The organism is Ruegeria sp. CG11, assembly GCF_056537245.1.
This window is the reverse complement of sequence record NZ_JBQFRE010000005.1, coordinates 272712-279868: the sequence shown is the minus strand read 5'-3', so window position 1 is coordinate 279868 and position 7157 is coordinate 272712. Positions and strand designations below refer to the sequence as shown.

Genomic DNA, 7157 nt, shown 5'->3' with positions numbered 1-7157 from the left:
CCAACGCAAAGTGTCGCGGGATGGAGCAGCCCGGTAGCTCGTCAGGCTCATAACCTGAAGGTCGCAGGTTCAAATCCTGCTCCCGCAACCACTTTTACCGAACACAGTGTCATACGAGCCGCCGAAGGGCGGCTTTGCTCGTTTTGGGACAGATCAATCATTGCTGCCAGCGCACCCTCCAACTCGATCTGCACGCCATCCCGTTCATGTTGGACCGAGACACGTTCGATCAGGCCCCGAATGATCTCCAAAGCCCCTGTGCGGATCGACGGGTCCGATAGCGCCTGCGCAAGATCGGCGACCTTGGAGCGATAGAGTTCGGACAGGTTCGGGTGCAGCCGCACCGGCGAGGGCGTAGGTTCGGAGAGCTTCGCCTCAAGATCGGCAATCTGCGCTTCGAGCTCTTCCAGCCTGGCTTGAATCCCGGGGGTCCGAATGCCCTCAGCGATTGCGTCATAAAACCCATTCAATTTGCGCGCAGCTTTGTCCCGCTCGGATTGCAGACGGGTCCGGTCTAACTCCGCTGTGCCTGCTTCTGCGTTGGCGGCTTCGCTGAAGGACTTGATAAAAGCGGCCACTGCGTCGGGCTGCATCAGACGCTGACGAAGCAAATCCATGACGGCGTCTTCCAGGACGTTGCGGCGAATGGATTGCTTGTGGGAGCAAGTACCGAGTTTGCGAGCGGCAGAGCAGGCGAGGTAGTCGCGCCCGATTATGGCAAGAGGCCCTCCGCAGGTGCCGCAGAATGCAAGACCTGTCAGGAGGTGCTTCTTGCGACGCTTCTCCCAAAACCGGGTTTCCTTGATGGCTTTGACGCGGGGATCGGCTTCGATCTCGCCTTGCCGCTGTTTGACCGCCTCCCAAAGCTCCTGCCCGACGATCCGCAACTCGGGGACCTCCGCGATGATCCATTTGGACGGATCGTTTAGACGGGACACACGTCTGCCGGTCTCAGGGTCCTTGATGTAGCGCAGCCGGTTCCAAACCAGGCGGCCAATATAAAGCTCATTGTTGAGAAGGCCCGTCCCACGCACTCGGTGCCCTCGAATGGCCGTGTCACGCCATAACTTGCCACGGGGACCGGGAATACCTTCGGCGTTCAGGCGGCGCGCAATGGCTTTGGGAGAATGCCCCTCGGAGAACTCTTGAAGCACCCGCCTGACAATCTCAGCTTCCGCTGCGTTGATCATTCGTTCTCCCGTGACGGGTTGGCCGTCGGGCCCAAGACGCCGGACGACGTCGTATCCGTAGCTGTTGCCGCCGCCGGAACGGCCTAGCTCGACCCGCCCGCGAAGACCACGCCGGGTTTTGTCGGCCAGGTCTTTGAGGAACAGTTGGTTCATGGTGCCCTTGAGACCTACGTGTAATTCGCTGATCCCGCCTTCAGCCAGTGTCACGATGCCAACTCCTGCAAAGCTTAGCCGTTTGAAGATCGCCGCGATGTCCGCCTGGTCCCGGCTCAACCGGTCCAGCGCCTCCGCCAAAATCAGATCTACCCGTCGTTCCTGAGTTGCATGGAACAGGGCTTGCAGACCGGGGCGCAACATGGAGGCGCCTGAGACCGCACGATCAAAATAGGCGTCGACAACAGTCCAGCCTTCCCGCTCAGCACGTTCCCGGCACAAACGCATCTGGTCATCGATTGATGCGTCTCTCTGCATTTGGCTGGAGAAACGGGCATAGATTGCAACTCGGGTCATCGCCGGGCCTTTCTCTTCTGGTTGATCAAAGCCGCGTAGTCGCGGCCCGCTTCAATTGTCTGGGCGTGGATGTAGTGGCGCTCGGCGGTTCCGAAGCTCGTGTGCGCAAGAATTGGACGAATTAGCTTGGCGTGTTCCGGAGAAGAGCGGGCCAGGGTTGTCGCGGCAGCATCCCGAAAGAAATGCGGTGGAATACGGCGACCCGTCAACTTCAGTGTCTGCTCCGCGATCCGGGGGCTCAGCGCGTCTTTCTTCAAAGGAGTGCCAGAACGGCCAACCCACAGGACATCGTGCTGCTGTTGGCCACGCCCCATAAAAAAGGGACGGGCTTCGTTGGCATAACGGCGCAAGAGCGGCTCAACGCTCTGGGGAACATCAGCTTCCCAAGGCTCTCCTGATTTTGTCAGATCCCCTGGGAGCGCGACGGTCATGGTGTCTGCTGTGACATGCAAGGATATGCCAATCCGAAGGCCCGCGAAGGCGCGTCGCCGCATCGGCATCAAGGCCAGCATGGCAATCATGGTGCCATCCCGCAGGCACATCATACTGCGCAGCGGTGTTGGTGCCGCTTCTGCATGACCCGTCGCCAGAGTCAGCCCTGCACGGAATAGAACCTCGCTGGACAACACACGTCCAAGTTTGCGATCCCGATCACCCCGACCCGCGGCGCGCTTCAATCCCGCTTTCAACTTCCGCTGAGCGGACCAGTCCTGCGTCGGGTCAGCCGCGGAGAGGATACGCAACACGCCATCAATGAACATCAACCGGGTCATCGGCCGGGTGTGTGAGAGGTCCTGAAGCCAAGCGGAAAAGCGCGGCAGGGTCCCGCGTCGAGCCGGAGGCAGTGTGATCGCCTCCGCGTCGCTGGTAATCAGCCATTGCAGCCATCGGGCATAGCGCAATTCCAAAGTCTTCAACGAGGTCGCGCGTAGATGTGAGAGCGCGCCGCAATCGTCGAGTGGTCCACCTTCCGTCTGAAGGTTGAGCCACATATCCCGGTCTTGCACGGGCCAATCAGACAGAGGCAGAACAAGGCTCATCAGCGACGCCCTTTCTTGGCGTCTATCAGGTCAGCAAAGGCGCGTGTTGCCGAACGTGCCTCAAGACCGGAATACATGTTGATGGTGTGGCCGACCTCCGAATGCCCGAGCAACCGGCGCGCAACCTCGTAGCCGCCGGGATTGGCGTCGAGCCAGTTCATCACCGCGAAATGCCGAAACAGATGGGCGTTCATCTCCAACCCCGTTTCTTTCCGGATCCGTTTGGAGATGCGCGCAGACAGAACGCCGGGATCAACCGAATGCTGACCATCCCTCCGGGGAAACAGCCAAGACGTTCCCGCGGGGCAGAGTTCCGGACAGCGAGATTTTAGATGTACGTCGATCATGCGCAACACATCACGCGGGATCTCGAACTCGACAGGTCGCTCATTTTTGGTCTCGCCGTCTTCCAGAACCAGGTAGGCTCGGCCATCACCGGGACGGTGCAGGTTGCGTTCCAGGTGGATGTCAGCCAGGTTCTTCACGCGAACTGGGCAGACCAGCAAGATGGCGATGGCGAGCGCATCTTCGCGTGCCAGAGCCCAGCCATACGGCTTGGACGTGCCGCGTGGTCGGGCGAAAATCCGTTCAGGCAGGAGCAGCAGGCACTGCTGATGCCGGTCCTCCTGCAACACCCGCAACCGGCTTCGGTTTTTTTGGGTCATGCCATTCTGAGGTTTGACGGTTAGGCGCGCGGCAAGCCCCGACAGCGCGTCCCGGGTGTCATCGGGTGCATTGAGTATCCGGGCCAAGTTGCGGAGCAGCGCGGCGATCTCGCTGATCATCTTTGTGGTCTGGTTGTTGGTGCGCGATAACATCTGGCGCAAACCCCGTTCAGCCATCGTCGGATTGATCAGGACGTCCAATCCGCCAATGTGGCAAATTGGGATGCCAGAATGAACCAGTTCGGAGGCAAACCGAACCAACTGTCTTTTGTATTGGGACAGGGTCGCGGATCGGAGTGCTCTGTTCTGACCGTCATCTGCCAGCGGGTCCGGATTGGACAGACGATGCATCAGCTTTACAAGATCAGCTTGGAATGGCGCTAGAAACGCGGTCACCGAAAAAGTGATGACCTTCTGACGCGATTCCAGAGGCAAAGTGACCCTGGGCCATTGTGAAATACGTCGGGCCGCCAGGTTCCAGCCGTTGACGGCGGCACGATATGCGACGTCAGGCGATTTGCTGATCTCGTTATGCTCAAGGGCTGCTCGATAGGCTTGGGCATGCTCTTCACACACAGTGGCAGGTTTGACGCCCTGCCGGTTGAGAAAATGCACGAAACGACAGAGCGCGGGTTGCAATGTCTTGTCACCGGACGCAAGTACATCCGCCCAGAGCGCGTGCCAATCAGGAGACAGATCATCGATCCGGTTGTATCGCCGTTCCACCAGCCCGAAATGCGCGAGCGCAGCCCGTGCGTCGCTGACCACATTTTGCCAACTCTTTGATGTGAGACCTAGTGCAGCCGGTGAGACATTGGCCAAACGGGGCTGCAACCATCGGCTATCGCAAGGCACATCCACTAACGGCAGCCCAAGGGCTTTGGCTGCGCGGCGCAAGCCGGAGATCATGTCGCGGCGGCGTGCGTTGGACATAGAGGTATCGGAGCGCAGCTGTTCGATAAGGTCGGCAAACATCGGTGTGTCGGCTTTGACGAAGGCCAGCGTCAATGGAACGGGTGTTTGGCTAGTCATCGGGTCTGCGCTCCTCTGGACATGTCAGGTCTCGGGTGGACGGGTGTGGACAGGAGGTCCGATTCGGGAAAAGCGTAGCACAGAAAGTTAGAAACTTACGGGGATGCCCTCTTCCCGAAACACACATAACGCACTGACATTAATGGGCATTAATGGTCGCGAGTGCCTACCAGCAATGTGCCTGCCGGTAGGCGGCATGAGCTGCCGGATCAATGCGGATGAGGCGTCCGCCGGGGCCGACCCGGATAACCTCAAGCAGGCCTGCCGCAATTGCACGGCGCACCGTCTTCTCCGAGCAATTGTCCAGTTCAGCAACGTCTTTCACCGTCAGAAGCTTGCGGGTTTGTTTAGTCTTCGCTTTGATCTGTGGCATCCTGAAGCGCCTCCTTTTGGTCAGAGGCGTCCCGGCCCAGTTCCCGTACTGCCTGGACAGCCAGCAGTCGGACCAACTGGTCAATCGCTGTCTCAACCTGCTTGTGCGCGTGGTCGTCAGAAGGGGTTTTGGCGGGAACGCGTGTCATGCCATGACCATGACAACGCGGGCTTGCTCATTCTAAGTGTATTGATTGCCCGATTCCGGCGGCGCGCAACGCTCTTTCTCTTCGCGCTTAAGCTTGCTGCGAAAATCGTCAATATCCACGCGGATCGTCTCACCGCTCAGGATTTGCTCCGGCTTGGTAATCATCTTCACGACAGACTGAATGAAGTTGACAAGTGGACCTTGCCGTTGTCCTCCGGGGCGACCGTCTGAGTATGTCGTATAGGTCAGGGGGCGGCCGGCATCTTTCCAGATATAGCAGCAGCTCTCGATGATGTACTGACGACGTTTGTCGCGCGAGAACCGCTTGTCTCGTGGCGACATCTCTGCAACCGCGCCGGGCGTCGCATAGATGCGTCGAATATCATCCTTGATGTCTTGGCTAAGTGTCGTTGCAGACTCTAGCTTGTCGAGGACTTGAGGAAGAAGGTCTGCGTCTTCTGGCGTCGACGCGAAATAAGTTGAAAGCGAGCCCAATGCGTTCCGGAGTTCTTGTGCAGTAATTGTGCCCCGTTTGGCTTCCCGCAGGAGTGTCTTGAGGTGCTTTTGACCTCGTTCAATCGCTTGCGAGCGACGGACCTCGGTCAGATTGATTGCAATGTCGTCATCGTTGTTTAGGCAGTGACCCAGCAAGGTGGACAAGTCGCGCACGAGCGTTGTTGGCAGGTCAAACTGTTCGCGCAAGCTTCCGATCATGTCCTCCGAAAGTGCGCCACGTTCTCCATAGCTGCCGAGCTTCCATGACATGGAACACTTGATCCCATCCATGTGCGGATAGATGGAATAGTCATCTTCAGTATCTGCAACGTCGCGATTGCACTTCAGACCGCTGTCCGCGTTAGCGCTCATCTTATTCTCCGTTTGGCACACTCTAGGGTCTGGCCTCGCGCCAAATAGCCGATGCGCATCACTGCAACATCGTTAGCTGAGAAAGTGCTCTGGTTGAAACAAGGCGACCCCTTCAAAGCTTGCACACAAATAAAAGAACGGGAAGAGAACAATTTGACTAGGTTCTGTGTAGTGCCGCTGGCCCGAACCGCCTGCGCTATTGGAGGGCTGCGGCGCTTCGGGCCAGCTACGGTTTGTACAACTGGCGATCGCGCGAAACTCACAAAGCCAAAAAAAGCAGATCAATACACTTAGTCAGCAAGAACGCAAAATCGGACGTTCCGGGCCGGGATGGGTCTTCCCCGTCTCCGTTGCGCCCGGTTTATTCTTGCTGCTTTCCCTGGCGAACGACCAAAAAAAGCGGTGACCACGGTACGTTCACCAACCGGCCTCCAAAGGTGAATTATGGTTCGGGGACTACCCCATCCCGCACCGACGCGGCTCCTTCTGGCCCGGTGCAGAAACGCGACAACGGAACCCACCGGCCGATGGTTGTCATTCGACGTCAGACGGATCGGGGACCGCTGAGACCGGGCTTGGTCCGAGCGGGGCAGGTGAGAAGCCTGCGGGGAAGCGGTTGGCCACCGACAACAGGCATCGCGCGGATACGAACCTGAAAGCGAAGGGCCTTCTCCCGCATGACGGGGGGAAGGAGCGGGGGCCGGATATTGTCTGACAAAATGTCGGAATAAATCCGGTTGAAATAAGACGGAAGCACAAGACTCGCTCACGTCCTATCCGAAAAATAGTCCAACCCCGTCGGCAAAGTGCTGATGTAACTTGCGTTCCTACTGAATGATTGAGTGTCGTTTTTCTTTCAACCGATCGGCGTCGAGGCAAATGGCTCAGAACTCACGGAAATGGGTCGATCGTCCGCCAAGCCTGCTTTCGCCGCCGTTGGTCGAATACTGGGTTTAGAAGAAAGACCAATAACGGTGGTTTTGGCCGCCAGCAACTTGGCAACAACAAAACCCTTGAAAAGCTGCAAAGTTCGTTTGGCCACCAAGCAGACCTTCGCTGCGGTTGCGGCACCGATCATCACCAATGGCAGCAACGCGCAGAAATCGGACGTTCGTGAAGGCAGCAGAAAAGGTCTGCAACGAGCCCAATGTATGTACCGGCTGCTGTTCGCAATGCCATTGATGCATGTCTTCTGGAAGTCGCTGATATGTATCCGGCCTTTTGATAGGCTTGCTTAGTTGCCGTGGCCCTGTTGGGAATACGCCCGCGCCTTTGCCTCATTACCTACCGGGCCGCCCATGGCCATTTGGGCTCTCAGGCTTTGGGCGCGGCA

The 7157-nt window shown here is 58.1% G+C and carries 8 protein-coding genes, 1 tRNA gene and 1 pseudogene; 3 read left to right on the top strand and 7 right to left on the bottom strand.

Annotation, left to right across the window (positions count from 1 at the left end; translation table 11 throughout):
• The first annotated feature begins 14 nt into the window (after window positions 1-14).
• Window positions 15-91: transfer RNA gene (locus ACR0KW_RS14455), tRNA-Met, on the top strand.
• Here ACR0KW_RS14455 and ACR0KW_RS14450 read toward each other — a convergent pair.
• The gene (locus ACR0KW_RS14450; RefSeq protein WP_480805608.1) at window positions 48-1190 is read right to left on the bottom strand and encodes a recombinase family protein; all 1143 of its coding nucleotides are present in this window, start codon (window positions 1188-1190) and stop codon (window positions 48-50) included. The genes ACR0KW_RS14455 and ACR0KW_RS14450 overlap by 44 nt on opposite strands.
• Between ACR0KW_RS14450 and ACR0KW_RS14445 the strand changes: the two genes are divergently transcribed.
• A complete protein-coding gene (locus ACR0KW_RS14445) occupies window positions 1146-1277 on the top strand; it encodes a hypothetical protein (protein WP_480805601.1) in 132 nt (43 codons plus the stop codon). The two genes, ACR0KW_RS14450 and ACR0KW_RS14445, sit on opposite strands and share 45 nt — an antisense overlap.
• A 54-nt stretch (window positions 1278-1331) precedes the next feature.
• Here the strand turns inward: ACR0KW_RS14445 and ACR0KW_RS14440 are convergent.
• The 6 genes and pseudogenes from ACR0KW_RS14440 to ACR0KW_RS14415 form a co-directional block, all read right to left on the bottom strand.
• Window positions 1332-1631: pseudogene (locus ACR0KW_RS14440) on the bottom strand (recombinase family protein); the annotation flags it as partial.
• Window positions 1632-1696: 65 nt separating this feature from the next.
• Window positions 1697-2740 (bottom strand): tyrosine-type recombinase/integrase, encoded by a 1044-nt coding sequence (locus tag ACR0KW_RS14435; protein ID WP_480805600.1) that lies wholly within the window; start codon window positions 2738-2740, stop codon window positions 1697-1699.
• On the bottom strand, window positions 2740-4437 hold the full coding sequence (locus tag ACR0KW_RS14430; protein ID WP_480805599.1) for a tyrosine-type recombinase/integrase: 1698 nt from the start codon (window positions 4435-4437) through the stop codon (window positions 2740-2742). Before ACR0KW_RS14430 ends, ACR0KW_RS14435 begins: the two co-directional genes overlap by 1 nt.
• Window positions 4438-4603: 166 nt before the next feature.
• Window positions 4604-4810, bottom strand: a complete 207-nt coding sequence (locus ACR0KW_RS14425; protein WP_480805598.1) for a helix-turn-helix domain-containing protein — start codon at window positions 4808-4810, stop codon at window positions 4604-4606.
• Window positions 4785-4958 carry a hypothetical protein gene (locus ACR0KW_RS14420; protein WP_480805597.1) on the bottom strand — a complete coding sequence of 58 codons (174 nt, stop codon included), beginning with the start codon at window positions 4956-4958 and terminating at the stop codon, window positions 4785-4787. Before ACR0KW_RS14420 ends, ACR0KW_RS14425 begins: the two co-directional genes overlap by 26 nt.
• Window positions 4959-4990: 32 nt before the next feature.
• On the bottom strand, window positions 4991-5824 hold the full coding sequence (locus ACR0KW_RS14415) for a hypothetical protein (protein ID WP_480805596.1): 834 nt from the start codon (window positions 5822-5824) through the stop codon (window positions 4991-4993).
• A gap of 842 nt (window positions 5825-6666) precedes the next feature.
• On the opposite strand from ACR0KW_RS14415, the gene ACR0KW_RS14410 reads away from it, so the two are divergent.
• Complete coding sequence (locus ACR0KW_RS14410) at window positions 6667-7062, top strand: hypothetical protein (protein ID WP_480805595.1); 396 nt, start codon at window positions 6667-6669, stop codon at window positions 7060-7062.
• Window positions 7063-7157: the final 95 nt, after the last annotated feature.